The organism is Thermostichus sp. MS-CIW-23 (assembly GCF_054059455.1).
The window spans coordinates 1-22,765 of sequence record NZ_JBSSCC010000012.1; the positions used below are offsets into that span (position 1 = coordinate 1).

At 59.2% G+C, this 22,765-nt stretch carries 24 protein-coding genes, 1 tRNA gene and 1 pseudogene; 16 read left to right on the forward strand and 10 right to left on the reverse strand.

The genetic code is table 11. The annotated features are described in order from the left end of the window. Positions 1-445 precede the first annotated feature (445 nt). The gene (gene tilS / locus ACVW0B_RS06020) at positions 446-1,429 is read right to left on the reverse strand and encodes a tRNA lysidine(34) synthetase TilS (protein WP_457491211.1); all 984 of its coding nucleotides are present in this window, start codon (positions 1,427-1,429) and stop codon (positions 446-448) included. A 53-nt stretch (positions 1,430-1,482) separates the two neighbouring features. Next, positions 1,483-2,652: an HrcA family transcriptional regulator gene (locus ACVW0B_RS06025; RefSeq protein ID WP_457465939.1), complete on the reverse strand. Its 1,170-nt coding sequence runs from the start codon at positions 2,650-2,652 to the stop codon at positions 1,483-1,485. Positions 2,653-3,011: 359 nt separating this feature from the next. Between ACVW0B_RS06025 and ACVW0B_RS06030 the strand changes: the two genes are divergently transcribed. The 3 genes from ACVW0B_RS06030 (at position 3,012) to ACVW0B_RS06040 (ending at position 4,168) form a co-directional block, all read left to right on the forward strand. After that, on the forward strand, positions 3,012-3,314 hold the full coding sequence (locus ACVW0B_RS06030; protein WP_011433938.1) for an urease subunit gamma: 303 nt from the start codon (positions 3,012-3,014) through the stop codon (positions 3,312-3,314). Between the two features lie 49 nt (positions 3,315-3,363). Continuing rightward, the gene (locus tag ACVW0B_RS06035; RefSeq protein ID WP_457491212.1) at positions 3,364-3,792 is read left to right on the forward strand and encodes an urease subunit beta; all 429 of its coding nucleotides are present in this window, start codon (positions 3,364-3,366) and stop codon (positions 3,790-3,792) included. Positions 3,793-3,913: 121 nt separating this feature from the next. After that, the gene (locus ACVW0B_RS06040; protein ID WP_457491213.1) at positions 3,914-4,168 is read left to right on the forward strand and encodes a hypothetical protein; all 255 of its coding nucleotides are present in this window, start codon (positions 3,914-3,916) and stop codon (positions 4,166-4,168) included. Between the two features lie 207 nt (positions 4,169-4,375). On the opposite strand, the gene ACVW0B_RS06045 is transcribed toward ACVW0B_RS06040, so the two are convergent. Both ACVW0B_RS06045 and ACVW0B_RS06050 read right to left on the reverse strand, forming a co-directional pair. Further along, positions 4,376-6,811, reverse strand: coding sequence for an endonuclease MutS2 (locus ACVW0B_RS06045; protein ID WP_457491214.1), 2,436 nt, complete (start codon positions 6,809-6,811; stop codon positions 4,376-4,378). A gap of 7 nt (positions 6,812-6,818) precedes the next feature. Further along, the gene (locus ACVW0B_RS06050) at positions 6,819-6,989 is read right to left on the reverse strand and encodes a hypothetical protein (protein ID WP_187147233.1); all 171 of its coding nucleotides are present in this window, start codon (positions 6,987-6,989) and stop codon (positions 6,819-6,821) included. Between the two features lie 306 nt (positions 6,990-7,295). On the opposite strand from ACVW0B_RS06050, the gene ACVW0B_RS06055 reads away from it, so the two are divergent. From ACVW0B_RS06055 to ACVW0B_RS06080, 6 genes are all read left to right on the forward strand, one after another. Then, positions 7,296-7,700: an NIL domain-containing protein gene (locus ACVW0B_RS06055; RefSeq protein WP_414344412.1), complete on the forward strand. Its 405-nt coding sequence runs from the start codon at positions 7,296-7,298 to the stop codon at positions 7,698-7,700. Between the two features lie 108 nt (positions 7,701-7,808). Beyond that, entirely contained in the window at positions 7,809-8,030 is a 222-nt protein-coding gene (gene ndhL / locus ACVW0B_RS06060) for an NAD(P)H-quinone oxidoreductase subunit L (RefSeq protein ID WP_414331907.1), read from the forward strand. Positions 8,031-8,058: 28 nt separating this feature from the next. Further along, entirely contained in the window at positions 8,059-8,373 is a 315-nt protein-coding gene (locus ACVW0B_RS06065) for a DUF3007 family protein (protein ID WP_457491215.1), read from the forward strand. 251 nt (positions 8,374-8,624) lie between these two features. Further along, positions 8,625-9,233 (forward strand): response regulator, encoded by a 609-nt coding sequence (locus ACVW0B_RS06070; protein ID WP_457387930.1) that lies wholly within the window; start codon positions 8,625-8,627, stop codon positions 9,231-9,233. A gap of 273 nt (positions 9,234-9,506) precedes the next feature. Beyond that, complete coding sequence (locus tag ACVW0B_RS06075) at positions 9,507-10,430, forward strand: NAD(+) kinase (RefSeq protein WP_011433945.1); 924 nt, start codon at positions 9,507-9,509, stop codon at positions 10,428-10,430. Positions 10,431-10,520: 90 nt separating this feature from the next. Further along, a tRNA-Leu gene (locus ACVW0B_RS06080) sits at positions 10,521-10,601 on the forward strand. A 76-nt stretch (positions 10,602-10,677) separates the two neighbouring features. On the opposite strand, the gene ACVW0B_RS06085 is transcribed toward ACVW0B_RS06080, so the two are convergent. Together ACVW0B_RS06085 and ACVW0B_RS06090 are read right to left on the reverse strand one after the other, a co-directional pair. Further along, a complete protein-coding gene (locus tag ACVW0B_RS06085; RefSeq protein WP_457491216.1) occupies positions 10,678-11,169 on the reverse strand; it encodes a pentapeptide repeat-containing protein in 492 nt (163 codons plus the stop codon). Positions 11,170-11,336: 167 nt separating this feature from the next. Further along, positions 11,337-11,633, reverse strand: coding sequence for a hypothetical protein (locus ACVW0B_RS06090; protein WP_011433947.1), 297 nt, complete (start codon positions 11,631-11,633; stop codon positions 11,337-11,339). Positions 11,634-11,898: 265 nt separating this feature from the next. On the opposite strand from ACVW0B_RS06090, the gene lptB reads away from it, so the two are divergent. Next, positions 11,899-12,627, forward strand: a complete 729-nt coding sequence (lptB, locus tag ACVW0B_RS06095) for an LPS export ABC transporter ATP-binding protein (RefSeq protein ID WP_414344406.1) — start codon at positions 11,899-11,901, stop codon at positions 12,625-12,627. A gap of 12 nt (positions 12,628-12,639) precedes the next feature. On the opposite strand, the pseudogene ACVW0B_RS06100 reads toward lptB, so the two are convergent. Then, a pseudogene (locus tag ACVW0B_RS06100) lies at positions 12,640-14,123 on the reverse strand (pyruvate kinase). Between the two features lie 173 nt (positions 14,124-14,296). Here ACVW0B_RS06100 and ACVW0B_RS06105 point away from each other — a divergent pair. Both ACVW0B_RS06105 and ACVW0B_RS06110 read left to right on the forward strand, forming a co-directional pair. Beyond that, positions 14,297-15,499 carry an LptF/LptG family permease gene (locus tag ACVW0B_RS06105; protein ID WP_457491217.1) on the forward strand — a complete coding sequence of 401 codons (1,203 nt, stop codon included), beginning with the start codon at positions 14,297-14,299 and terminating at the stop codon, positions 15,497-15,499. Between the two features lie 63 nt (positions 15,500-15,562). After that, positions 15,563-15,715 (forward strand): hypothetical protein, encoded by a 153-nt coding sequence (locus ACVW0B_RS06110; RefSeq protein WP_457491218.1) that lies wholly within the window; start codon positions 15,563-15,565, stop codon positions 15,713-15,715. A 75-nt stretch (positions 15,716-15,790) separates the two neighbouring features. Here ACVW0B_RS06110 and ACVW0B_RS06115 read toward each other — a convergent pair whose 3' ends face one another. The 3 genes from ACVW0B_RS06115 to upp form a co-directional block, all read right to left on the reverse strand. Then, on the reverse strand, positions 15,791-16,498 hold the full coding sequence (locus ACVW0B_RS06115) for a tetratricopeptide repeat protein (protein ID WP_414383967.1): 708 nt from the start codon (positions 16,496-16,498) through the stop codon (positions 15,791-15,793). Next, a complete protein-coding gene (locus tag ACVW0B_RS06120) occupies positions 16,485-17,369 on the reverse strand; it encodes a hypothetical protein (RefSeq protein ID WP_457443093.1) in 885 nt (294 codons plus the stop codon). Before ACVW0B_RS06120 ends, ACVW0B_RS06115 begins: the two co-directional genes overlap by 14 nt. Before the next feature lie 270 nt (positions 17,370-17,639). Continuing rightward, positions 17,640-18,329, reverse strand: coding sequence for a uracil phosphoribosyltransferase (upp, locus tag ACVW0B_RS06125; RefSeq protein ID WP_011433955.1), 690 nt, complete (start codon positions 18,327-18,329; stop codon positions 17,640-17,642). Positions 18,330-18,900: 571 nt separating this feature from the next. Between upp and ACVW0B_RS06130 the strand changes: the two genes are divergently transcribed. From ACVW0B_RS06130 to ACVW0B_RS06145, 4 genes are all read left to right on the forward strand, one after another. Then, a complete protein-coding gene (locus ACVW0B_RS06130; RefSeq protein WP_011433957.1) occupies positions 18,901-19,977 on the forward strand; it encodes an ABC transporter substrate-binding protein in 1,077 nt (358 codons plus the stop codon). Positions 19,978-20,393: 416 nt separating this feature from the next. After that, complete coding sequence (locus ACVW0B_RS06135; RefSeq protein ID WP_457491219.1) at positions 20,394-21,656, forward strand: FAD-dependent oxidoreductase; 1,263 nt, start codon at positions 20,394-20,396, stop codon at positions 21,654-21,656. Further along, the gene (thiS, locus tag ACVW0B_RS06140; protein WP_414350083.1) at positions 21,644-21,841 is read left to right on the forward strand and encodes a sulfur carrier protein ThiS; all 198 of its coding nucleotides are present in this window, start codon (positions 21,644-21,646) and stop codon (positions 21,839-21,841) included. The genes ACVW0B_RS06135 and thiS overlap by 13 nt, the downstream gene beginning before the upstream one ends. Before the next feature lie 32 nt (positions 21,842-21,873). Further along, positions 21,874-22,701, forward strand: a complete 828-nt coding sequence (locus tag ACVW0B_RS06145; protein ID WP_457491220.1) for a thiazole synthase — start codon at positions 21,874-21,876, stop codon at positions 22,699-22,701. The last annotated feature ends 64 nt before the right edge of the window (positions 22,702-22,765 follow it).

A 22,765-nucleotide genomic window follows, 5' to 3' on the forward strand; every position in this document is an offset into this window, starting at 1 on the left:
TGAAGACTTCTTTACTACTGATCAATCCATCCTCCTTCCGAAGTTGGTTTGCTAAGTGCTGCTATTGTACCCCTTGAGCCCTTAACAGGCTGTAGTTGATGAAACATTAAAAGAAGCGCTTGGTGGTGTATTGGTTGCAGCACTAATGTTTATATCATCCAGATAAGTAACATTTCCCCATCCACTTCGCAATTGGTTCGCAATTGGAATCTGATTCTGGCGGCGGTTTGAGAAGCATACGGGCTTAAATCTATTGTCTTGGTTGCCCATTGTGATGGGGTAGGTATAAATGCAGTGGTCATATCAGGTGCTGTAGCCAATGGACTCGGGCCTGTATTATTACCATAAGATGCTAATCGTATCCAAGTATTGCCACAATCAGTGGTGATACTTACTATTAATGAATCAGTCGCTTCCCTTCGGGGAAGTGGAATTAATGGAAAAATTAATGGAAACAAACCAAGTGATCCCCTTTCACTTCCAGCCAGTGCCCACCTGGATAATCGGGGCTACGGCTGCCTCGGTCTGCTTTTAAGAGCTGGATCCCGGCTTCTACCTGTTCAAAGGTGGGGTGGTGGGACAACACCAGGGACAAAAACTGGAACATTACCTGCCGCTGCAGAGCCAAGGGGGCAGCCCGCAAGGGATCCCGTCGCAGCCCTGGCAAAGCGGGCTCATACACCTGCTGCCATAGCTGAGCTGCTTGGGCTACCACCAGCTCATGTTCTGCTTGCAGCAGCGTGGCAGCCCGATTCAGGGCCGCTTCCAGTTGCGGATTAAAGTGCTGCTTCAAGTAGGGCATCACCTCCAGGCGGAGACGGTTGCGGCCATGGGCCAGATCTTGGTTGCTGCGATCCGGCCAGACCGGCAATTGGTGCTGCTGGCAAAATTGTTCGGTTTCCCAACGGTATAGCTCCAGCAGGGGTCGCACCACCTGGGCAGAGGTGGGATCCCGGTCGTCCAGGCGACGCTGCCAATCTAGGCTGCTCAGCCCGGCGGCTCCTGTCCCTCGCAGCAAGTTCCATAAAAATGTCTCGGCCCGGTCGCTGGCCGTATGCCCCATCACCACGGCGCTGCAGTCCCAGGTGCGGGCCCATTTCTCCAGTTGTTGGTAGCGCCAAGCCCTGGCCCCTGCTTCGTCTCGGCGGATGGGATCCGCAGTCTCAACAGCATGAGGTAGTCCCTGCTGCTGCAGCCACCCCTGCAAAAAGCGGGCACACTCCGTTTCATCTGCCGACCAGCGGTGATCACAATGCAGAACAAATATCTGCCAGCCCCAGCGAGGCTGCAAATCCCGCAAGATCTGGAGCAGGCAAAAAGAATCTTGCCCGCCCGAAAAAGCCACCAGCAGTCGCTGGCCAGGGTGAAGAAGTTGCTGCTGCCGAATGGCGCACTGTACCCGCAGGTGGAGAGGAGAGAGCCTGGCCACAGCTTGCTATTGCTCAGGTGCAACCCAGACCCTGCCTGCCTTCATGGGATCCCTTAGGCAAGAGCTCGGGTCAGATGAGAGGCCACCGCCTGCACAGCAGCAATGCTGCGCTCGTAGGCCATTCGGGTCGGCCCCAGCAAGGTGACCGTACCCAGAGGAGCCGAGCGACGGTGGTAAGTGGAGGCGATAACCGTGCAGTGGTGCAGAGACTCCAGTGGATTCTCGCTGCCAATGTAGATGATCACCGGGATCTTGGGGGCAGGCTGTCCTGACTCTTGATCCATCTCCGTTGAGCTCGGCAGAGGAGGCAGATGCGCCAACTGCGGATCACCCCCATCGGCAAAATGGAGCCCGATCATCCCCTGCAGTTGCTTGGCTCCCTCCTCGATCAACTGCATCACCGCCTGCACCTGCCGGGCCTGGGAAAACTCCGGCTGACGCATCAACTCGGCCATGCCGGCACTGAACACCTGTCCCAGCGAGGGCTGCAGATACCGTTGCACCACCGAGCGCAGCAGTTGCTGCAGCCAATGGCTGTAGGTACGAAATTCTTCATCCAGTTTTAGCCAGCTCAGATCCTGCAGCTCGGCAAAGGTTTTGCCCCGCAGCTTCAGGGTGAGAAAGTTGCTGAGCAATTGCAGTTCATCTTCCAAATCCTCGCGGGAGTCGCTGGGCCAGTCGGGGGGGCTGACCAGAGCCGAATGGGTTTGATAAGAGTCGGTCACCACCAACACCATCACCCGCCCTGGCGCTACCGACACCAACTGCACATGATGAATGGCTACCACCGGCCCCTGAGGAGGGGTGATAAGAGCAATGCAACCGCTCAGATGGGCCAAAAGCTGGGCCACCCTTTGTAGGAGACTGTCCAAGTCATCTCCCAGCTCACGGCCAAGCTGATCCATCAACTGTTGCAGAGCGGGATGGGGATCCGGCTGAGGAGCATCGTGAGGGATCCCACCGCTGTTGGCAGAGGTCAACAAATCGTTGACATAAACCCGATAGCCAAAGTCGGAAGGAACCCGTCCGGCGGAGGTGTGAGGCTGAAACAGCAATCCCACTTGCTCAAGGGTGGCCAGGTCGTTACGAATGGTGGCCGTGCTCACCCCAAAGTTATAGGACTGGGCCAAGGTTTTGGAACCGACAGGTTCAGCCGTCGCAATGTAGCTGCGCACCGTCGCCCAGAGAATCTTCCGCTGGCGGGGAGTCAGTTCGAGTTTCATAGCCGATCAAAAGAACCCAGTCAACACCTATCTATCTAAAGGGAAGTGCTAAACAGAGCCGGTAAATTGCTCCAGGATAGACCAACTCAGGGTTGAGATACGAATCTAGACAAACTTTCGCGTCTAAATACATCTGTATGCATCTATTGTTACTCTTTCATGACGGGTTGCCCAGGAAGGGAGTCGCAACACCCAATGCCGAAAGAGGTTGAGGCTGTGGGTTGTGCAGGAGAAAGGGAAATCCCCTCTAGCCTAGACCCCTTTTTTTGCCCAGAGGTGATATAAAGTTGAGTCAACTCTAGGCCAACTGGGCCTGCTGCTGTCCTCTTTGTATCCTTTTTTATCTTTGAGGTTGCCCCATGTACTTATCCCCCCAGGAGAAAGACAAGTTGTTGATCTACCTGGCTGCCCAGTTGGCTCGGGATCGGCGGCAGCGGGGCCTCAAACTCAATTACCCTGAGGCGGTGGCCTACTTGAGCGCAGCGGTTTTGGAAGGGGCGCGGGAGGGGAAAACAGTCGCCCAATTGATGAGCGAGGGGCTGACGTGGCTGACCCGCGAGGACGTGATGCCCGGGATCCCAGAGATGATCCCGGAAATTCAAGTGGAGGCTACTTTCCCCGACGGAACCAAGCTGGTTACCCTACACCACCCCATTCGCTAGGGATCCCCCAGATGCTCCAAAGACCGAAAAACTTCAGGAGGTTGTCCCCATGCCCTCTGGCCGCAAATCCAAAACCACGCCTGGCGCCAACGCGGAGCCAGCCCTAATCCCAGGGGAACTGCTGCTGGCAGAGGATCCCATCCAAGCCAACGTCGGACGGGCCACCGTGACCCTGGAGGTTACCAACCGAGGGGATCGGCCCATTCAGGTGGGATCCCATTTTCACTTTTTCGAGGTGAACCGGGCCCTGGTTTTCGATCGCGCCGCCAGCTTTGGCATGCGCCTCAACATCCCTTCCGGCAACGCAGTGCGTTTTGAGCCAGGGCAAACCCATCGGGTAACGCTGGTGGCTTTGGGGGGCAAGGGGTTGGTGCATGGCTTCAATCGGCTCACGGAGGGCACGATACGCTCCGCTGCCCAGAAGCGGCTGGCTCTGGCCCGATTGCAGGAGTGGATGGGTCAAGCAGCCAATCCCTAGGGAGTACCGCCCCCCCCAAGTGTGCAGCTTTGGGCAGCGGTGTCAAGGCTCAACCCCATCCCCGTCTCCGCTCAGATTCAGGACAGTAGGGCTATCCTATTTCTCCCCTAGGAGCGGGCAGATGTCAGAACGCGAGACTATCTTGTGGATGTGGGTGCAAGGCTTGGGGCTAAATCTTTCTGGGTTGGCGCTGTTGGCAGCAGCAGGCACCGCCTTTGGGCCTCTCAGTTGGACAGGTGCAACGGTGGCGGTGATGTTGAAGCTCATTGGGGATAGCCAACTGGTGCGGGGCTACTGGCTCTGGCAAAGCCAGCGGCAACAGAAGGGATCCCAGCCCGTCAGCTCAGCAGCGGCAGTGCTCCACAGTCAAGCTTGAGACATTGCCCGGCACTTGTCCGGTCTCCGACCCAATAAAGCCAACTTAACCCTCCCTATTCTCTCTTCCGAAGGGGGGAGGGAAGCTTGAGCTCACGGCTGTCTGGAGATGATAGCCCTCGGAAACCCTGTGGATCCTTGGGGCCCGGAGCTTTATCTCGGCTTTGGATCTGATCTGGATCTGAGTCCCCTCCGGCACCGGTAAGCCTCATTGCAGGTGAGCCACGGTCACTCCAGTACCGCCGTCTTCGGGATCAGCGGCTGAAAAACGCTGAACGCGCGGGTGATTTTGGAGATAAGCCTGGACGCCGGCTTTCAGGCGCCCTGTGCCGTGGCCGTGGATGATCCAAACCGGGCCGGGAGGAGCTTGGGCAAAGTGCTGTTCCAGAATGGCCTCAGCATCAGCAACGGTTTTCCCCCTCAGATCGAGGGTGTTCTGGCTGGTGCGCAGGTTCAGGGGAGCGGTGGCTGCAGGGGAGGGAGGTGGGGCTTTGGGGCGTTGGCGTTGCTTAGCCTGGTGTTCATCAATGGGATCCAACTGCCCCCGTGGCACTGTGAATTTGAGGATGCCGCTGCGCACTACATATACATCTCCTTCGATGGCGATCACTTCCCCCGTCTGCCCCAAGCCTCTCAGCCGCACCCGATCTCCCACCTCTGGCACAAACTCCATATCCACGGGCGGCGGTGGGGGAGAGTAGCGCTGCTGGATTTGCGCCAGCTCGGCAGTAATGCGTTGGGGATCCTCTCCCTGCTGCAATCTGCGGATGGCGGCAGCCACTTCCTGACGGGCAGCAGCCAACAGGGCTTGCAGTTCTTGGTTTTGCTTGTGCTCCAGTTGAGCTTCTCGCTCGGCAATTTGGCGGCTGCGCTGCTGCATTTGTTGATGTAGGCTCTCCAGCTCTCGATGCAGGGATCCCACCTGGGCCGCCCGCTCTTCCAATTGAGCCCGCTGCGCTTCCAGCCCGGCAATCACCTGATCCACCTGGCTTTCCCCCTGCAGGTGCCGCTGGGCCCGCCGCAGAATCTCTGGATCCAACTGCAGCCGTTGGGCAATGGCCAAGGCGTTGGAGCGGCCTGGGATCCCCCACAAAAGGCGATAGGTGGGGGCCAGGGTGACCTCGTCGAACTCCACTGAGGCATTTTCAAAGCCGGGATGTTGGTATTTCAGGGCCTTTAGCTCGCCGTAGTGGGTGGTAGCCAGGGTGAGCAGTGCCCTTTCCGAGAGGTACTCCAATAGCCCAGCCGCCAGGGCAGCTCCTTCGGTGGGATCCGTGCCCGCCCCCACCTCATCCAACAGGACAAGGGCCGGCTCCGGAGCAGACTGCAGGGCCTGCACGATGCGGCTGATGCGGCGGATGTGCCCCGAAAAGGTGGAGAGATTTTGTTGCAGCGACTGCTCGTCCCCAATGTCGGCGTAAACCCCGTCGAACCAAGGCAGCTGGGGCGGATCCTGAGCCGGCAGGAAGATCCCCGCCTTGGCCATGAGCACCAGCAGGCCCAGGGTTTTCAGGGCAACGGTTTTGCCGCCGGTGTTGGGGCCGGTGATAACCACGACACGAATGGAGTCCGCGAGGGTGAAGTCGATAGGGACAACGGCAGAGCCTTGACCCTCCGAAGGGGCAGCGGCGCGGGACTGCCAGAGCAGCAGGGGGTGCTTGGCCTGACGCAGGCGCAATCCTGCCGAGACAAACTGGGGACGATTGCCGTCCAGCCAGAGGCTGTAGCGACCCCGAGCCAGAGCCACATCCAACCCCACCATCACCCCCTGCAAATGCTCCAGATCGGTGGCCACGGCTGCCACCTGAGCCGAGAGCGCGGCCAAGATCCGCTCTTCCTCCGCCTGAATCTGAGCTTGGGTTTCTCGCCAGCGGTTGCCCAGTTCCACCACAGCGTAGGGCTCCACATAGAGGGTGGCTCCACTGGCAGAGCTGTCGTGCACAAGGCCGCGGATGAGATCCCGATGGGTGGCCTTCACCATCAGGACAAACCGCCCCTGCCGCTGGCCAATCAGGGTATCCTGCAGCGCCTGGGGATACTGGCTCATCAATTGTTGCAGCTGCTCTTGGATCTGGCTGCGTTGCCGCCGCTGCTGCTGGCGCAGATCCGCAAGGGTAGGGCTGGCGCTGTCCCGCACCTCACCATGCTCCTCCAGGCAGCGGAAGATCTCCTGCTCCAGCTCCGGGTAGGTGCGCAGGTTGCTCACCCAGGCCTGCAGGTGGGGCAGATGGTCATGATCATCGATCAGGCGGCGGATGCGGCGGGCTGCCCCCAGAGTTGTAGCGATCTGCACCAGCTCTTCCCCGCTCAGGATCCCCCCCCGTTCGGCCCGTTCCAAAGCCGGCAGCAAGTTGTGGATCCCTGCCATAGAAAGTCCCCCGGCCTGTGTGCGATCGAGGCGGATCGCTTCCTCAGTCTGATCGAGGTAGGCTTCGCTATCGGCGCGGCTCTGCCAGGGATCCAGCTCTAGGCAGGCACGACGGCCCAAGGGTGTGGCCGCAAAGGTGGCCAAGTGTTGACAGAGGCGGGGCCACTCCAACAATTCCAAAGTTTCTTGCCCTTCGTCTTGGCGGGCCGTAGGCCCTGGGGAGGGATCGGGCTTGGAAAAGACTGGCAGCGGGTGCAAGGTGGGGACGGTGGGCATTAACCATTCAGCGATGCAAAGAACCCTGGAGACGCAGTTGCTTCATCTCCTGCAAAAACTGCTGTTGATACTTGAGGAAGGCAGTGTGCCACTCGCGGAAGCGACGTTCGCCATCCCGCACCAGCATCTGGCGGTACTGCTCTGAGTTGAGACGGGGCTGAGCAAAAGATGGGTTCATAGGGATCGGGGACGCTCTCCATCCTATTGTGGCAGGCTCTGGGTCGGCTTCCACAGATAGCTTTTGGTGAGAGGGGCACGCTGATAATGGCGCCGTTGTCTCACGCGCTGCCTCTGGTGATCTTCCCAAGAAGCTGAGCTCACCGAAAAACTGGGTTCAAAGCCCCGCCCTACCGCTGTGGGGTTCGCCTTGGGTGTCCTGTGGAGGGTGGAAGTGAGCTGCATTCACGGCCAAACTGAACCTCACAAGCCTGCCATACTGAAGGAAGTTGCTGCACTCAAAACACTCAAGATCCGTGCAAGATCCGTGCGCAAACGAGTCACCCTCATTTTCCCCCGCCATTTGGTGAATGTGCCTCTCACCTATCGGTTGGCCAAAGACTTCGATGTGGCTGCCAATATCGTGCGCGCCAGGGTAGCCCCCAACGAAGTGGGCACTTTGGTGGTGGAGCTGTCAGGGGATATCGACCAGGTGGAAGCAGGATTGGAATGGGTACAGTCTTTGGGCATTGAGGTGACTGAACGGGCCAAGGAAATTCAAATCGACCCAGACTTGTGCGTGGACTGTGGATTGTGTACGGGAGTTTGCCCAACCGAGGCCCTGAAGATTTCTGCTCCCAGCTGGAAGCTGGAGTTCTCTCGCAACCGCTGTGTCATGTGCGAACAGTGTGTTGCCACCTGCCCCGTTGGGGCGATCAGCACCAGCTTGTAGTCAGTTTGTGGTCAGTTGGCTGAGTTACGAACTCCCCCAAGCTGACAAATCCCTTTACAATCCTGTTAGATTTGTTGGACATAGGTCTAGCTGCGGAGCGCACTCGACATGGCTTCTACTACATCGTTGATTGGGTTAACTTATGCCGGTTTGGCTGTTCTCTATTTGCTGGTGCTGCCTCTGTTGTCTCTGCTGTACGTGGACAAACGCTGGACTTCAGGCAGTGCTTGGGAAAAGGTGCTGATGTTTTTCTTGGTCTTGTTTTTCTTTCCCGGCATGGTGCTCTTGGCTCCCTTCATGACGTTTCGGCCCAAGCCTCGGTCGCTGTAAGGTCAGCCGTTTGTCGATCCACTGAGCCATGCGCAGATTGGACGTTCTTGGCATAGGCTTGGCCCTGCTGCTGGGGGGAGGGATCCTCTACGGCCTGCTGCTTTGGGCGGGCTTGGATACGGGGGCCGCGCAGCAGATATCGAGCGTGGTGCTTCTATTGGCCTGCTTGGGGTGGACTTTTGGCTACCTGAAGCGGGTGCTGCGTGGGGAAATGACCCTGAAGGCTCAATGGGCCAGCTTCGAGACCCAGCAGATTCAAGAGAGGCTCCGCTCCCTCTCCCCAAAAGAGTTGCAGGCCCTGCAAGCTGAATTGGAAAGCGAGAAAGAAGGGATCCCAGATTGAATTGAGCAAGACAAACGTTGAGGCCGTCGGACAGGCCGCACCCAGAAATTGGCTGTCGGCTGCTGGGGATCCAGGTTTAAGGGTATGGAGCGTCGGGCTTAAACCGCAACACTTGTATATCTGTATATCCGGTTACCATTTGCTTCCCCTAAGAATGCTACATTACGCCCCGCACAAGATTCTGGCGTACGACGGATTATTAAGTGGTGCAAGCCTTTGCCTTTCCTTCTACTCGCATATCTCCATCCACTGTGAGAAAAACCATACTGCTAGCTCAGGGCCAGCCCTCGCAAATTCATCTCTGGAAGTTGGCGCTGGAGTCTCAGGGGCACTCTGTGGTGCCGATTTCCCCACGTGAAGATCTGCTGGAGGCGGCAACAAGCCAGCCTCTGGATTTGGATCTGATGGTGGTGGACATGACGACGGGGCTGTTTAACCCCTATGCCTTTTGTCGAGAGTGTCAAAGCAAGCTGCCCAACATCCCTGTGATCCTGACTCATCACCCCCGCCGCCACATCGAGCCCGCAGAGCGGCGCTGGGCAATCTACCAGGGGGCAGCAGATGTGATCCCTGGCTTGGCGGAGGCCGGCGACCTTCTCCACTCCCTCGAACGGATTTACGAGGCTGCCAGGTGGTTTTTGCCTATTGACACGGAGGCGCTCCACAGGGCTCTGAAGCAAGCGGGCTTATGGCCGGCGGAGGTCAGCCGTACATCTTCTTCCACCCCTCCCCCGCAGCCGAGCGCCCACTCTCCCACCGCCCCTCCACAACCCATCACCGCGGAAGGGGATCCAGGGCAAAAAGACTTGACCCCGCAGGTGAAGTACCGACTGATGTACCGGGGTCGCCCTGTCGATTGAGGTACTCGTTCCAACCTGCCGTCACTCGTTTTTCCTCGTAGCTTCTCGTAGCTTCTTGCCCTGCCAGGGTTGAGCTGCCGATTGGCAACGAGCAGGATGCAATCGCTGCAGCCCCGGGCAGCAGTGTATGGCCTCGCCGTGCAAGCTACCCGTCTTGTTCAGCGTCAATGTATCAGCGAAGTCTGCTGGCAGAAATTGTGGAATGGATCACCTGGCCAGCAGAGGGGCCTGCAGAACTGATAGAGTTTTGGCACCTCTGCCTTCCCATTGCCCATGACCAAGCCCAAAGCCGGGATCCTCTACAACGACGCCAAACCCGCCGCCAAACGCAGCAGCGAAACCCTAGCCCGCTGGTTTCAGGAGCAGGGCTGGGAAGTCTGTGTGGCCCCCAACTGGGGCGGTATCCTCGGTTATGCCAAGCCCGACAGCCCCATCTGCCTGACCAAAGTAGATAGCCTGGCCCCGGCTGGATTTGATCAAACCATGAAGTTTGCGGTGGTGTTGGGGGGAGATGGCACCGTCTTGGCAGCAGCACGGCAACTGGCCCCCAAAGGGATCCCCTTGTTGGCGGTGAACACGGGCCATCTGGGCTTTCTGACGGAGACCTACCTTCCTCACCTAGAAGAGGCAGCCAGTGCCGCCATTGCCGGGGAATACACCCTGGATCGCCGCAGCATGTTGCTGGTGCAAGCCTACCGAGGGCAAGAATTGCGCTGGGAGGTCTTGAGCTTAAACGAGATGGTGTTGCACCGCGAGCCTTTGACCAGCATGTGCCACTTCGAGATCACCATCGGGGATCACTCACCTCTGGATGTGGCTGCCGACGGAGTCATCTTGGCTACTCCCACCGGCTCGACGGCCTATGCCCTCTCGGCGGGTGGGCCGGTGATCACACCGGGGGTGCCGGTTTTGCAGCTGATTCCCATCTGCCCCCATTCCATGGCGTCGCGGGCCTTGGTCTTCCCCGATTCGGAGGAGGTATGGATTAGCCCCGTTACCCCTCAGCCACTGGTTTTGGTGGTAGATGGAAATGCCGGCTGCTACATCATGCCGGAAGACCAGATTCGGGTGGTACGTGCCCCCTATTGGACAGATTTGATGCGCCTGCGCCGACCGGAATTTTTCCGGGTTATGCGAGAGAAGTTGGGGTGGGGACTGCCCCACGCTTCCAAGCCCACGTCGGTGGAGTTGCCTTAACTTTGCCGAGGCAGGACAAGCCATAGCTGCAAAATGGCCAATGCCCTTAACAACTCCACCCCTCTGTCGCTATGATGGTTAGGCTCGGAAGCGGATGTGGCGGAATTGGTATACGCGCACGTTTGAGGGGCGTGTGGCTTTGCCTTGCGAGTTCGAGTCTCGCCATCCGCATTACGCAATTAGTACGCGTTATTCATTAGTCCCTCTCCCAGAGAGGGAGAGGGGAAGCTGGCTTCGGCCTTTGGCACTATTCCCGAACGGCACCCTGCAGGCGTGCGCCCCAGGTGCGAGCAAAGCGCAGGTCAGCCCCAACCAGGTTGGCGTCGCGTAGATCGGCCCCCCGCAAGTCGGCGCCGTACAGGGATGCAGAAGAGAGATCGGCCCCCCGCAGGTTGGCCCCCCGCAAGTCTGCCCCCTCCAGGTAAGCGCCACTCAGGTTGGCTCCCCCCAATTGAGCCCGCCGCAAATTGGCCCCCACCAGGTAAGACTGGCTGAGATCGGCGCCCGTCAAGATGGTGCGCTCCAGATTGGCCTCGATGAGATCGGAACCGCTGAAATTGGCCTCCGCCAAATCCAGATTGCTCAGCTCAATGGATCCCAGGCGGCAGTTGGGACAGGTGCGGGAAGCCATGAGGTAGCGCATAAAACAAGAGTTGTAGGTTGTGGCTACGGCAGAGGAAGCCAAGGCTGCCGTGGCCAGTAGTGCCCAAATGGCGGGAACTTTGAGATTGAGGTTCATGGTTACCAAGCCTCACAATTTTGAAGGTTTACGTGAAGGGACACAGCAGAGGGGGATGGTTCTGCGCTGGTCACATGATAGTGGCATCTTCTGGCTTCGGCCACTCCGCAGGTCTGTCTGGCCCACCTGATAGCAGGCTCTCTCAGGGCGGGATGACGTTTGGAGTCCTATCGTCCCGAAGCTGCCGGGCCGTTGCCAACACTGGGAAGGGGTGGATCTTTGAGCAGCGGCTGCACCCAATGCCAAGACAGTTGCCCCAACCCCACCAAAACCCCGAGTATTGCCGAGGAAGTCAGGACGCGATCCCAGCGGATTTCCCGCCAGCCGGCAGGGCTGGTTGTTGGCCTTCTTGGGTTGAGTTTCTCGGCAACAGGAAGCGGGCGATGGCGCAAAAAGTGCCCACAGCGACGACAGCGATAATCGGAGTTGGAGTTGAGCCAGTAGCAAGCTGGGCAGCGAAGCATGGGAAGGCCAGGGATCCCCTAGTGAAATGATCCCATTTTGAGGGGGGCGAGCAGTTGCCGTGAGCTATATGAGAACCCCATTAAGGATCCCTCCAGTTGGCTTGAGAGGGATCCACTTTGCCTACACTCCCCTGGATTGTGGGCGGGGTTTGGGGCATCTTTGAGGAAGTAGCCTGTGCGCTGCGGCAGCCGGGATCCCTGTCGGTTGGAGAGAATCAGCCCTACAGAATCAGTAAGCATTGATCAGCAGCCCTGTGCCGGCCCTATGCAGATCTACTTAGAAAACATCTGTAAGCGCTATGGCCGCCGTGAGGTGGTGAGCGACGTTAGCCTGAACATTCAGCAGGGGGAAATCGTCGGGCTCCTGGGCCCCAATGGGGCGGGGAAAACCACCACGTTCTACATCATGACTGGCCTGATCCAGCCCAACCGCGGCCATGTCTGGTTGGATGACCAAGACATCACCCACCTGCCCATGCATCGTCGTGCCCAATTGGGGATCGGCTACCTGGCCCAGGAGCCGAGTATTTTTCGTCGCCTCAGCATCCAAGACAACCTGCTGCTGATCATGGAGCAAACGGGGGTGCCTCGCCGCCTCTGGCAGCAGCGGCTCAACCAACTGCTGGAGGAGTTTCGCATCGCCCACGTGGCCCACAGCCTGGGCCTGCAGGTATCGGGGGGGGAGCGTCGCCGAGCGGAGATCGCCCGTGCCTTGGCCGCTGGGATCCACGGGCCGAAATTTCTGCTGCTGGATGAGCCCTTTGCGGGGGTGGATCCCATTGCGGTGGCGGATATTCAGGAGGTGGTGGCCAAGCTGAAGCAGCGGGGCATCGGCGTGTTGATTACCGACCACAACGTGCGGGAGACTCTGGAGATCACCGATCGCGCCTATATCCTCAACGACGGGGCAATCCTGGCCAAAGGCACTTCTGCTGAGTTGGCAGCGGATCCCTTGGTGCGCAAGTATTACCTAGGAGAGAAGTTCCGCCTCTAGGGCAGCTCCAGGTCACCTCCAGGAGTACAGAGCTCGCAGGCGTTGGCTTTTTTTGTGCTGGTGGGTCTGCATCCGAGCCAGCAGCTCGTCCAGGAGGGCAACCGCCTCCAGCAGGTAGGGGCCCTTGTTGAGCATCACACATTCGGCGCGGGCAGACATCACCGCATCGGAAAGCTCAGGCCGCGAGGGCAAGCCCTCCTTGGTGAGCTGATCCAGCACCTGGGTAGCCCAGACCACCGGCACCTGGGCTGCCTCGCAGATCCACAGGAGTTCCTCCTGGATCTCGCCCAAGCGCAGCCAACCGATCTCCACGGCCAGATCGCCACGGGCAATCATCACCCCCAGGGGCCGGCAGCCGGCAACGGTCGCGATCAAGGCCGGCAGGTTTTTCACCGCCCGCTGCGTTTCCATCTTGCTGCGTTTCCATCTTGAGGATCAAGCCCAGATCGGGGCGAGCCTGCCGCCGCTCCAGCTCAGAAACCAGCAACTGCAAGTCCGCGGGCTGCTGGACAAAGGAATAGCCCACTAAGTCGGCATGCCGCACCACAAAGTCCAGGTCTTGGCAGTCTTTGTCGGTAAGGGAACGGATCTGGAGCTGACTGTCAGGAAAATTGAGGCCTTTTTCTGCTCGCAACTTCTTGCCCTGAGGGGCAACTTTGTCCACCTCCAGCACCACGCCTGCCGGCTCGATCCTTACCACGCGGGCGCCGATTTTGCCGTCGTCGATCCAAACACTTGCCCCTACCTGCAGGTGGGCCAAAACCTCCGGCAGGCTGCAGGTCACCTGGCAGGAGATATCGGCGCTGGCCTCAGGAACCTTCGCGGTGAGCAGGATGCGATCCCCGCGGTACACCTTGGTTTTGCCGGGGGGCATGGCCACTGGGCCGGTGCGGATCTTGGGGCCGGCCAGGTCCAGCAAAATCTTGCAACGCCGTTGGGTCTGGGCTTCGGCCTGGCGCAAGTGGGCCACCATTTTCTCCCACACCGAGGGCTCGTCGTGGGCGCAGTTGATGCGGGCCACGTTCATGCCCCGCTCCAAACTGCAGCAACAGCTCCGGCTGCTCGGCGGCTTCGCTGGGCAGGGTCACCATGATGCGCGCGCGGCGATGGGGAGAAGGGGGGCCAAACAGCGCCTCGGCGTGCTGCTCTAGTGCCGTATCTCCGGCGTAAAACTCTTCATAGCTGGGTGCCGTATGGGTCAAACCCTGGGTGGCTGCCAAAATAGCAATCACCGCATCCAGGCTCTCCAGAACCCGCGACTCACAGCGCCCCAGCGAGGACAGCCCCGCAGCCGCCAGCTCCAGTTGCAAGCTGCGCAGATCCTGTTGGCGCAGCGCCAGGTAGCGCGCCAGGTTGTGGATGGCCGCAGGAGGGCTCGTAAGGCAGCCCCAAGCGGCCAAGTATTTCTGGGATCCCTCTACAACCTGCTGCCGCAGCTCCAGGAGGCGCTCCAGCAAACTCCTAAGATTGCAGGAGGGGGAAGAGGAGGAAACCATGTCGAAAGTCTTCCCAAGACAAACCCGGCCCAATTCTATGCCTGAGCTTACTTGGGGTCGATCATAGGCGGGTTAGGTTGAGAAAGGAAGGCGATAGCCTTTCATTGCCCAGTGTTCCGGTCTAGAGTCGTTAACAGCCTTCGGCTGTCCTGCCTACTACTTCCTTGGGTTGCGTGAAACTTCATTCTCTCCCTCCTGCCCGTTCCCGCGAGCGGCCTGACCACAGGCTCTCCCTCGTTTGCGCGGTGGGCCTGATGGATCGCTATGTCCTCTCGGAGATGCTGCTGCCGTTTCTCTTTGGGGTGGGAGCTTTCACAACCTTGGTGATGGCGGTGGGATCCCTGTTCGAGCTGGTGCGCCTGGTGGTGGAGGCAGGGTTATCGATTTCAGCAGCCTTGCAGGTGTTCGTGCTGCGGGCGCCGGGGATCATCGTCCTGACGTTCCCGATGTCCATGTTGCTGGCCACGTTGCTGGCTTATGGGCGCTTGTCTGCCGATAGCGAAATCACAGCCCTGCGCGGCTGCGGGGTGAGCCTTTACCGCCTCATGGTGCCTGCCCTCATCCTCAGCTTGCTGGTGACGGCTTTAACCTTTCTGTTCAATGAGCTGGTGGTTCCGGTGAGCAATCGCCAGGCAGCCACGACTTTGAACCGAGCTTTAAATCGGGATCCGGACTTCCGGCGGGAGAATATCCTCTACCAAGAATTTGGCGAGATCCTCATGCCTGAGCCAGACGGCACCTTTTCCCGGCGACAAGGGCTAACCCGTCAGTTCTACGCCCGCAGCTTCGATGGGAAGCAAATGCGCGGCATTATCGTCCTGGATTTTTCCAACGAGGCGCTCAACCAAATTCTGCTGGCCCAGCGGGGGCGCTGGGATCCCCAAGAGAATCTTTGGGTGTTTGAGGATGGCACCAACTACATCGTTTCTCCGGATGGCACCTACAGCAACATTGCCACCTTCAGCCGGCAGGAGTTGCGTCTGCCTCGCGCGCCGCTGGAGCTGGCTCAGGAGATTCGCAGCCCTGAGGAAATGAACATTCGGGAGCTGAAGCATTACATCGAGGTGATCGCCAGTTCTGGAGATCTGCAACGGGTGCGCCGTCTGCAGGTCAGCCTCAACCAAAAGTATGCCATTCCTTTCGCGTGTCTGGCGTTTACCCTGATTGGGGTGCCTTTGGGGCTGCGCCCGCAGCGCACCGGTTCCTCTTTGGGGTTGGGCATCAGTGTGCTGATTATCTTTGCCTTCTATGTGCTGCTGTTCATCACCCAGGCGCTGGGACAAATTGGGACGCTGGGGCCGGCAACGGCGGCTTGGTTGCCCAACTTCATCTGTGCCGTCGTAGGACTGGGGTTGCTTCACCGAGCCAATCAATAGCTGCTGGGCACCGTTTTTCCAGATGTAGGATCAGGGTTGCCTATGCATTCTGGAGAGCCCCCCATGGAAATCCAAGCCTGGATGAATTGGATGTTCGGAGGATTGGCCCTGCTGATTTTGGGGGGAGGCATGCTGATGATGTTCACCACGGTGTTCACCACCAAAGGGCCCCAGCCCGAAGATTCTCAGTCGGATCCCAAAAAGGGGCGAGCCTAGCCCAAGGCCCGGTGACGGGATCCCTGGCATCCAGCTACATGCCTTCATGGGTTGTCAGTCTGGGCCGAGAGAGAACTAGTCCCGCTCCTGTTGGCGGAGCCGCTGCAGAAGCGAGAGGGGTTTCTCTTCCTCTGGCCCTTTCTTTTCAGTCGCAGTTGGCAGGGCGGCTGTTTCTGTTTTCTGAGGTTCGAGCAAGAGCTTGGCGGCTTCTGACTCAACGGCTGGAGGGCGAGCCGGGTTCTCCCCTTGTTGGCCGGGCAAGGGAACAGACTCCAGAGTGGCCAGCAGAGCTTGAATATGGCTGTGGGTTTCGGGATGGTTGCTGGCGGCATGGGCCAAGAGGGTGAGCTGCTCTTTGGCTGCGACCAGGTTCCCCAGCTTGAGATCCACCAAGGCCAGTTGATAGCGAGCCTTAAAGCCACTGGGATCCACCTCCACCGAGCGCTGAAAGGCGGCGCGGGCCTCCGCCAGCTTGCCTTGACGGGCATAGATCAAGCCGAGGTTAAAAGGCACATCGGGATCCCGTTCGCTGGGCAGCACCAAGGTTTTTTCTTCCAGTTCAATCGCGCTCCGGTAGGCGTTGATGGCCAAGGTATGAAAGCCCATCTGCAGGTAGCGGGCTCCGTCTTCCTTCAGTTGGGCGACCGTCGGCTCCCCTGTCAGTAGGGTCATGGGCGGTTGCGCGTGGGCAGGCATGGCCACCGCCAAGCTCAGCAGGCACCCCACCGTTTTCAGGCCTAAGGGTACAGCCTGACGACCAATCTGCTGCCTATTCATCACCATGATCTGTTTCCTCCAACCACATCAACACCACTTCATTCCACCCCTCTGGGCCGGGGAGCTGAGCCAATTGCCATTGGGGCAGGGCCTCACTCCAGAGGCTATCCGCAATTGGGCTGGGAAGCACCACTTTTTGCTCCGTCCACCGCAAAAAGGCCACATCGGGCGGGGAACAACCAATGCCCAAAGCCTTGATAGGGCCCAAATGCCGTTGATAGCAATCCAGCAGCCGCTGCACCGCCTGCTCCCCCGGTAACCAATTGGGTTCTGCGGCCATCGTTGGCCGTATCCATCCGGTCAGATACCATTGCGGCAGGCTGGAGAAGTGGAGCTGACGCACCCGCAGCAGATGTTGGGTGAGGTTGGCCTCTTGTTGGGCAAAAGCTTCCCGTAGGGTTTCGGGATCCCCGGAATAGCTGAAAATCTCACTGTACTCTCGCTGCTGCGCCCGCTCTGCCTCTTCCAAAGGGATCCCAGTGGCAGCGGCCAGCTCAGAGGCAGTCCAATCCCCAAACCCGATCAAATCCAAGTGGGACTCTTGACGCACCTGTTGCAGGATGCTGCGCAGGCGAGAATAGGGCAGACCCAAAGCATACACGTAGTAGGGCGGTCGGTGTTGCCACTGCTCGTCTAGGATGCCCGCCGGGAAGTAATGCTCGGGAACGTAAACGGCAGAGCCATCCTCACAGATGAACGGATGCTCCAGGCGCAACTGCCGCCGCACATGTTCCAGTTGAGCGCGGGTGCGCAGGCTGTAGAGCACCAAGGGAATGGAGCGGCGCTCTAGGGCAGCCAAGGCTTGTCGGGCAGCACCATAGCTGTTGAACTCTAGATCCAGCAAGCTGCCATCCAAACTGGTAAGGACAAGTCGCATAGGCGCAGGAAAGGGAAAGGCGCTGGCCCCGTCAAAATTTCAAGCAGCACGACCGGCTGAAGCGTCCTACAGTACCTATGATCCAATAGCTTGACCAACCTGAGGGGGGTTAGCCCCAAATGCTCTCCCTCAAAGCATCTGGGTGAATGGGCAATCCGTGCGCCAGAAGTGGTAAAAGCTCGATTGAGCACTACAGAATGCGTGTGTCGCCGAAGATCTTGGCTCAAAAACCAGCAGCAGAGAAGACAGACAGATTGAGTGGGTCAGTGGCTAGTTTTCTGTGCCAAAGGCACGATCCCCTGCATCCCCCAGCCCGGGCAAGATAAATCCTCGATCGTTCAGCCGCTCGTCAATCATGGCGCAGAAGATTTGCACCATCGGGTAGTGGGATCCCAACCGCTGTAACCCTGGGGGCGCTGCCAATGCGCTGACAATTCTAACCAAGCTGGGATCCGCCCCCCGTTTTTTTAGCTCATCCAAAACCCAGAGCAGCGTGCCCCCGGTGGCCAACATCGGCTCGGGAATGAGAATGCGCATCTGTTCAGGGATCCGCTCTGGAAGGCGATTGAGGTAGCAACTGGCCTGCAGCGTTTCCTCATCCCGCACCATGCCAATGTGAAAGATCCGCGCCTGGGGCAAAAGGGCCTGACAGCCTTCCAGCATCGCCAAGCCAGCCCGCAATACAGGCACAATGCCCAGCAGGGTATCCGGCGCGATGACCTCTGCGGCAACGGGTTCCAAAGGGGTTTGCACCTGAACGGTTTGGGTGGGGATCCACTCCCGCATCGCCTCATAGGTTAGCCAGCGGCCCAGCTCCGACATGGCCGTGCGAAACAGGGGCATGGGCGTCTCCGCATCCCGAGCCACGGTTAGCCAGTGCTTAATGAGCGGGTGAGGGGGGACATAGACACGAAGCTGCTGACTTGCCACGGGAGAATGCCTCAATCTGGGCGGTAGCATAGCGGGTTGCCTTAGCAGAAAGCAAGCTCTAGAAAGCAAGCTCTCCAATTGGCCGCAACTCCATCCCGACCGGGGATAAATTGCCAACAGCTCCGGCAAATGCTCAAGGGGTGGGGCTCTTTGACCCAGCAAGATTGCGGCAGAATGAGATCTGCAGGCTACTTCGAGCGCCGGTCATGTTCGGTGGCTACAGGTTTGGGATAGACCAGGGCAAGGCTGGTTTCGGGTTTTGTTCCTCTTGCCATTTGCGAACTGAGGTGCTGGCCCCAGGGCAGCTTGGCCTCCCGCCGATGGAACCCAATGCCGGCGGATCTCGTCTGCAAGTACCGGTAGCCGGAGATACCGCTCTGTCCAAGGGTTTCTGGCTTAATGGGGTGTCGCAAGTTACAGCCTGTTCACAAATTAAGGGATACAAAACTTAAGGGATACAAAACATCGTGTTTCTGAGGCTTGACTCCGATGAGGTTTAGAACAAGTAGGTTTACAACCGTATCCGTAGCCCCTCAATAGGCTGTACCTGCATCTTTGGCCCCCTCACACCTTGCAAGGATTAGCTTAGGGAGAATGGATTATGGCTTCGTCTCAACCCTCTGACTCGAACACCAAGGCTCTGAGCCGCCGTCAGCTTCTCAAAGTGGGGGCCGCAGCCCTTGGGGGCGGTCTGCTGGCGGCAGGGGGCGCCCAAGCTCAGCGCAAACCCTCTCCCACCCTGATCGTGGCTCAGGGATCCGGCCTGGATCGCGTTTCCTACGCTACCAACTGGTATGCTCAGGCGGAACACGGCGGCTTCTATCAGGCGGTGGCGACCGGCATCTACCGCGAGCATGGCCTGGATGTAACCATCAAGATGGGTGGCCCCGGCATCAACATCACCCAAGTTTTGGCCGGTGGAGCTGCCGAATTTGCCATGGGAGGAAGCACAGGGGTGATCAATGCCGTGCGAGAAGGGATCCCTTTGGTGTGTGTGGCAGCCATTTTCCAGAAAGACCCGCAGATCATCATGACCCACCCCGGCACCCAGCGCTTTGAAGAGCTCAAGGGCCGGCCCATTTTCGTCTCGAAAGGGGGGCTTGCCACCTACTGGCCCTACCTAAAGGCCCGCTTTGGCTTCACCGACGATCAGGTTCGTCCCTACAACTTCAACCCCGGCCCCTTTTTGGCGGATCCCAGCTCAGCTCAGCAAGGCTATCTGACATCCGAGCCTTTTGCCATCCAACGGGAAGGGGGATTTGAGCCGGTGGTCTTCCTCCTGGCGGATTTGGGCTACAAACCCTACGCCACCACCATCGAAACCCGTCGCCAACTGGTGGAAACCAAGCCCGACTTGGTGGAGCGATTCGTGGATGCCTCTATCAAAGGCTGGTACAGCTTCTTGGAGGATCCCCGTCCGGCCTATCGCTTGATCAAGCAGGACAACCCGGAGATGACCGATGCCCAGTTGGCCTACAGCTTCGAGAAATTGCAGGAGTACGGCATCATCTTGTCCGGCGATGCGTTGGAAAAAGGCATTGGCGCCATGACCGACAAACGCTGGCAAGACTTCTTCGACAGCATGACGGTGGCCGGCGTATTTGAGCCAACCATCAACTACCGGGCTGCCTACACACTGGACTTCGTCAATAAAGGCACTGCCTACTACACTGCCTGACGGACTTCCACCCTTGGCGCTTCTCAGCCCAAGGGATCCCCCCTCGCCCCCAGCCCCTCTTCCACCAAGGGAGAGGGGAACTATAGTCATTTCAAACTAGATTGAGACACCCCCTAAACGCTCCGCGCCACTGCCCTCACCCCCATTCCTTCTCTCAGAGGGAGAAGGGGGCTAGAGGGAAATGTTTCATTCCGGTTTAATTGAGAATGCCAGAACACTGCGTGATCACCTCCCCCAACACCGCCAGCAACACCGGCACCCCCAGACGGATCCCGGAGACCAACAGCGAGATCAAACAAAAAGCTCCAAGTGAAAAGGCGTTCCAGCGAAGCTTGGCCCAGCACTCCATCAACAAATGCAGGCACAGGTGGGAACAGATTCATCGCCGAGCTGGAAAGCCTATCATGGGATCCAGTATGGAATCCATTGTGTCAGCAGCGCAGGGCACTTTGACCCTTTCACCCTCCTCTTCTCCGCCAGACCCGCCAGCCAGTCTGACGGGCTCATTCCCCGCCGCTGACGCGGCAGGGATCACTTGGCCTTGGGCAGCGCAGCGGGATCCCATCCTTGTCCTCGGGGCTGGGCTGATGGGGCGTCTGTTGGCCGCCAGCCTTGTCGAGGTTGGGCATCCTGTCCGCATTGTGGAGGCGGCCACTGCTCCTGAGAGCAGCGCTGCCCATTTTGCCGCTGCTATGCTAGCTCCTTTGGCCGAGTCCGCCGTCGCCGAAGCCAGTGTGGTGGCCCAGGGGTACTATGCCCTCTCCCGCTGGCCCGCCCTTCTGGCCAGCCTGCCAGAGCCGGTTTTCTTTCAGCAGGAGGGCACTTTGATCCTCTGGCACCGCCAAGATGCCGGGGAAGCCAGACGTTTCTCGTCCCTGCTGGCCGCTGTGGTGGAGCGCCTTCCCGCTCTCCCTAAGCCCCAGCCTCTGGATGCTCAGGCTCTGGCCGAGCTGGAGCCATCGGTAGCCGGGCGATTTGCGCAGGGCCTGTATCTTCCCCAAGAGGGCCAACTGGACAACCGCCAACTGTTGTCGGCTCTGCTGGCCAAGCTGCGGCAGCACGAGGTGGAGGTGGAGTGGGGTTGCCCCTGGGATCTGAAGCAGGCCCAAGCCTGGCAGCAACAAACCGGAGGCTGGGTTTTGGATTGCCGCGGCCTGGGGGCCCAAAAAGAATGGGGCGGGCCAAGACTGCTGCGCGGAGTTCGGGGTGAGGTGGTGCGCCTGTATGCCCCGGAAGTCTCTTTGCGGCGCCCAACCCGGCTGTTGCATCCTCGCTATCCGATCTACATCGCTCCCAAGCCGGGACACCTGTTCGTAGTGGGGGCCACTGAAATCGAATCTGAGGATCGCTCGCCGGTGAGCGTCCGCTCCGCCCTGGAGTTGCTCAGCGCCGCCTACGCCGTACATCCTGCCTTTGCCGAAGCGCGTATCCTGGAATTGGGCAGCCAATGTCGTCCCACCTTGGCGGATAACCTGCCAGCCGTGGTGGAGCGCTCACCTCGCCTGTTGCAGATCAACGGCCTCTATCGCCATGGCTTTCTGATCTCCCCGGCCATCCACGATGCTGTCTTGGAGTATCTCCACCAGGGTAGTTGTCGCTTGGCCCAGCAGCTTGGGATCCCCTTTCAGGTGCAGGCTGCCCCTCTTTCCGGTGAGTCCCTGTCGCCATGCGTGTCTTGATCAACCAGAAGCCTTACGATTTGCCGGAAGGCACCACTTTGTCCGAAGCAGTGGCTCAGGTGGGGGCCAGCGGCCCTTTCGCGGTAGCGGTTAATCTGAAGTTTGTGCCACGTGCGCAGCACGAGCAAACCCGTCTGCAAGAAGGCGACCAGGTGGAGATCGTCACTCCGGTTGCTGGCGGCTAGCGCTCAAGTCCGCTTTTCTATCTGCCTCAGCCATGTCCACCCTTCTCCATTGCTCTCCCTCAACTCTGGCCGATGAGGATCCTTTGATTCTCTACGGCCAACCGTTGCCCAGCCGCCTGATGTTGGGTACGGCTCGCTACCCTTCGCCAGCCATCTTGGAGCAGGCGGTGGCGCGCGCGCAGCCCTGTTTGTTGACGGTTTCTCTGCGGCGGCAAGGGGCACTGGGGCCAGAAACTTCCCAGAGGTTCTGGGCTCTGTTGCAGAAGATGGGGATCCCAGTTCTGCCCAACACCGCCGGTTGTCACAGCCTGCAGGAGGTGATCACGACGGCGGAGATGGCGCGGGAGGTTTTTGGCACCGACTGGATCAAGCTGGAGTTGATCGGGGATGACTACACGCTGCAGCCGGATCCCGTGCAACTGCCCACTGCTGCTGCTGAGCTGGTCCGGCGCGGCTTTAAGGTGCTGCCCTATAGCACCGACGACCTGGTGCTCTGCCAGCGGCTTTTGGATGCTGGCTGTGAGGTGGTGATGCCCTGGGCGGCCCCCATCGGCACCGGCAAAGGCCCTCTCAACCCCTACAACTTGCGCCTGCTGCGGGAGCGGATCGAGGCGCCGCTGATCGTGGATGCTGGCTTGGGTCTGCCCTCCCACGCCTGCCAGGTGATGGAGTGGGGGTTTGATGGGGTGCTGCTGAACACGGCAGTGGCTTTGGCTCGGGATCCGGTGGTCATGGCTGAGGCCTTTGCAGAAGCGGTGCGTTCAGGCCGCCGAGCTTACCTTGCCGGGGCCATGATCCCTCAGGAGACAGCTCAGCCCAGTACGCCCGTCCTTGGCACCCCCTTCTGGCATCAAGGCTAGAGTCTTTTGGGCCTGTTTAGGGTTGCCATCTCTCTTGGTTTTCGTCAGTGGTGTGGAGCGCGTT

What these genes read in the sequence shown, in the direction of transcription:
- ACVW0B_RS06120 (WP_457443093.1), bottom strand. Translation starts at nt 17,369, where the DNA reads ATGCGACTTGTCCTTACCAGTTTGGATGGCAGCTTGCTGGATCTAGAG.
- ACVW0B_RS06040 (WP_457491213.1), top strand. Translation starts at nt 3,914, where the DNA reads ATGTCAGAACGCGAGACTATCTTGTGGATGTGGGTGCAAGGCTTGGGG.
- lptB (WP_414344406.1), top strand. Translation starts at nt 11,899, where the DNA reads ATGCAGATCTACTTAGAAAACATCTGTAAGCGCTATGGCCGCCGTGAG.
- ACVW0B_RS06130 (WP_011433957.1), top strand. Translation starts at nt 18,901, where the DNA reads ATGGCTTCGTCTCAACCCTCTGACTCGAACACCAAGGCTCTGAGCCGC.
- ACVW0B_RS06050 (WP_187147233.1), bottom strand. Translation starts at nt 6,989, where the DNA reads ATGAACCCATCTTTTGCTCAGCCCCGTCTCAACTCAGAGCAGTACCGC.
- ACVW0B_RS06090 (WP_011433947.1), bottom strand. Translation starts at nt 11,633, where the DNA reads ATGCTTCGCTGCCCAGCTTGCTACTGGCTCAACTCCAACTCCGATTAT.
- ACVW0B_RS06110 (WP_457491218.1), top strand. Translation starts at nt 15,563, where the DNA reads ATGGAAATCCAAGCCTGGATGAATTGGATGTTCGGAGGATTGGCCCTG.
- ACVW0B_RS06085 (WP_457491216.1), bottom strand. Translation starts at nt 11,169, where the DNA reads ATGAACCTCAATCTCAAAGTTCCCGCCATTTGGGCACTACTGGCCACG.
- ACVW0B_RS06145 (WP_457491220.1), top strand. Translation starts at nt 21,874, where the DNA reads ATGTCCACCCTTCTCCATTGCTCTCCCTCAACTCTGGCCGATGAGGAT.
- ACVW0B_RS06045 (WP_457491214.1), bottom strand. Translation starts at nt 6,811, where the DNA reads ATGCCCACCGTCCCCACCTTGCACCCGCTGCCAGTCTTTTCCAAGCCC.
- ACVW0B_RS06025 (WP_457465939.1), bottom strand. Translation starts at nt 2,652, where the DNA reads ATGAAACTCGAACTGACTCCCCGCCAGCGGAAGATTCTCTGGGCGACG.
- ACVW0B_RS06065 (WP_457491215.1), top strand. Translation starts at nt 8,059, where the DNA reads ATGCGCAGATTGGACGTTCTTGGCATAGGCTTGGCCCTGCTGCTGGGG.
- ACVW0B_RS06135 (WP_457491219.1), top strand. Translation starts at nt 20,394, where the DNA reads ATGGAATCCATTGTGTCAGCAGCGCAGGGCACTTTGACCCTTTCACCC.
- ndhL (WP_414331907.1), top strand. Translation starts at nt 7,809, where the DNA reads ATGGCTTCTACTACATCGTTGATTGGGTTAACTTATGCCGGTTTGGCT.
- ACVW0B_RS06030 (WP_011433938.1), top strand. Translation starts at nt 3,012, where the DNA reads ATGTACTTATCCCCCCAGGAGAAAGACAAGTTGTTGATCTACCTGGCT.
- ACVW0B_RS06035 (WP_457491212.1), top strand. Translation starts at nt 3,364, where the DNA reads ATGCCCTCTGGCCGCAAATCCAAAACCACGCCTGGCGCCAACGCGGAG.
- ACVW0B_RS06115 (WP_414383967.1), bottom strand. Translation starts at nt 16,498, where the DNA reads ATGGTGATGAATAGGCAGCAGATTGGTCGTCAGGCTGTACCCTTAGGC.
- ACVW0B_RS06075 (WP_011433945.1), top strand. Translation starts at nt 9,507, where the DNA reads ATGACCAAGCCCAAAGCCGGGATCCTCTACAACGACGCCAAACCCGCC.
- thiS (WP_414350083.1), top strand. Translation starts at nt 21,644, where the DNA reads ATGCGTGTCTTGATCAACCAGAAGCCTTACGATTTGCCGGAAGGCACC.
- upp (WP_011433955.1), bottom strand. Translation starts at nt 18,329, where the DNA reads ATGCTACCGCCCAGATTGAGGCATTCTCCCGTGGCAAGTCAGCAGCTT.